Source organism: Puniceibacterium antarcticum (genome assembly GCF_002760615.1).
In the GTDB taxonomy this organism is placed as follows: Bacteria; Pseudomonadota; Alphaproteobacteria; order Rhodobacterales; family Rhodobacteraceae; genus Puniceibacterium; species Puniceibacterium antarcticum.
Genome location: NZ_AWWI01000018.1, coordinates 1 through 650, shown reverse-complemented (window position 1 = coordinate 650; position 650 = coordinate 1). Strand labels below are relative to the sequence as shown.

General features: G+C 57.7%; 2 pseudogenes. Both read left to right on the top strand.

The window, feature by feature from the left end:
* Window positions 1-145: 145 nt before the first annotated feature.
* Window positions 146-304: pseudogene (locus P775_RS29680) on the top strand (IS66 family transposase); the annotation flags it as partial.
* 106 nt (window positions 305-410) lie between these two features.
* Window positions 411-650 (top strand): annotated as a pseudogene (locus P775_RS29675) (transposase domain-containing protein); the annotation flags it as partial.

Sequence of the window (650 nt, the reverse complement as noted above, 5' to 3'; positions counted from 1 at the left end):
GGGAATCACAGTCAAACCTGCAAGGGAATCCTGAATCGCGATGGCCGCGACACGCTCTAAACAGTCCTGCGGCAGTGAATAATTTGCGCTGATGCACGAAGAAAACGTGAGAAAAACAAGGGAAAAAATGCTCTAATCGAAGGTGATGAACAGCAGTGAATTCCCCCTTCCTGACGACATGGATCAGTTAAAGTCCATGGTGCGCGCCATGGCTGCGAAGGCTGCCCGTGCGGACGCGCTGGAGCGTGAAATAGAGACGCTCAGGGCCCGCAACGTGGATACTGACGAGCGGATCAAACGACTAAGGCATCCCGCCTTAAACTTGAATCACTTGTTCGCTGTGTGTCGGCTGCGCCTCCAACGCGAAAAGCGATAATCGTGTCTCAGGTTAAAGGCGGGACACTATAATGCAGATCCTGAAGGCTTACGACCGGGCGCGGTTCGGGCGACGGTCCGAGACGCTTGGTTCTGCCACGGCGGGTGAGGAGGATGCCCAGCAGGCTTTCCTCTTCGAGGAGATCGAGACGGGTATCTTGGCCCTGCGGGCGCAGGTCGGCAAGGGTCCGGCTTCACAGCAGAAGCGGCCCCCCCGGCCACGCAAAGGCTTCCCGCCGCATCTCGAGCGTGTCGAAGTGGTCATTGAGCCTGAC